The 1305-nt window shown below is 62.1% G+C and carries 1 protein-coding gene; it reads left to right on the forward strand.

Annotation, left to right across the window (positions count from 1 at the left end; all coding sequences use genetic code 11):
* The first annotated feature begins 107 nt into the window (after positions 1–107).
* Complete coding sequence (locus tag HMPREF0591_RS29835) at positions 108–1298, forward strand: IS30 family transposase (RefSeq protein ID WP_425270273.1); 1191 nt, start codon at positions 108–110, stop codon at positions 1296–1298.
* Positions 1299–1305 lie beyond the last annotated feature (7 nt).

A 1305-nucleotide genomic window follows, 5' to 3' on the forward strand; every position in this document is an offset into this window, starting at 1 on the left:
CTTGGGTTCTAGGGGTGATTGCAACAGCCACCTAATTGGAGGTTGTTGTGTATTGGAAAGCGTGGCCGTGGGTTGTTCGGCAGTTCTGGGATGACATTGGGTCGGGGATGTCGGCCGCCGAGGCCGGGTTGGCAGTTGGCGTGTCGGTACATACCGGTCGGGCGTGGTTTGCTGATGCTGGCGGAGTGAGACCGAAATTTCCGGCCGGTGGGCCCCGTAAACGGCCCAGGTTGACCCAGCAAGAACGCGTGGACATCGAAGTAGGCGTCAAGATGCAGGAGTCGATCCAGTCGATAGCTCGTCGGCTGGACCGCTGCCCGTCAACGATCATGCGTGAGATCGAGCGAAATGCGTTCTGTTATGGGCGGTATCGGCAGCGGTACCGGTTCGGGGCGCCGAAAAAAGGCGGCCGGGACGCCAAGCCGCGCTATAGCGCTGTGGGGGCGCAAGCGCGTGCCCAGGATCGGGCTCGGCGGCCCAAGCCGGCCAAGCTAGCAGTTAACGAGAGACTGCACGATGAGGTGCAGAATCGGCTTACCGATGAACACAGTCCTGAGCAGATCGCGCGCCGGCTGCGGGTGGATTTTCCTGACGATGCGGAGATGCGGGTGTCCCACGAAACCATCTACCAGTCGATCTACGTGCAGGGCCGCGGCGCGTTGCGCCGGGAGCTGCACACCTGCCTGCGTACTGGTCGAGCGTTGCGTAAACCCCAGCGGCGCGCTGATTCTCGCCGCGGCCGTATCCCGGACATGGTCAGTATCAGTGAGCGCCCCGCTAACGTGGAAGACCGAGCCGTACCTGGCAATTGGGAAGGTGATCTGATCCTGGGCGGCACCGCCTCGGGCTCATCGATCGGCACGTTGGTGGAGCGCACCACCCGCTTCACCATGCTGTTGCATCTGCCTGAGGGGCACGGTGCTGACGCGGTGCAAGAAGCGATCGTGGCCAAGATGGCCCAGTTGCCCGCGATCCTGCGCAAGACCCTGACCTGGGACCGCGGCAAGGAAATGGCTAACCACGTCGCCATCGCCGCGGCCACCGATCTAGATATCTACTTCTGCGATCCTTACAAGCCCTGGCAGCGCGGAACCAACGAAAACACCAACGGGCTGCTGCGCCAGTACTTTGCTAAAGGCACCGACCTGTCCGTGTTTCCCGCCGACTACCTCGACTACGTCGCGGCCAAACTCAACAGCCGCCCCCGCAAAACCCTCGACTGGAAAACCCCAGCCGAAGCCCTCGACGAACTACTCTCAAACCCGTTCAAACCACCCGCTGTTGCAAACACCGCGTGAAACCACC

It is taken from the genome of Mycobacterium parascrofulaceum ATCC BAA-614 (assembly GCF_000164135.1).
GTDB classification, from domain to species: Bacteria; Actinomycetota; Actinomycetes; order Mycobacteriales; family Mycobacteriaceae; genus Mycobacterium; species Mycobacterium parascrofulaceum.

Excerpts from the sequence above, each read along its gene's own strand:
- HMPREF0591_RS29835 (WP_425270273.1), top strand. The coding sequence starts at position 108 with ATGTCGGCCGCCGAGGCCGGGTTGGCAGTTGGCGTGTCGGTACATACC.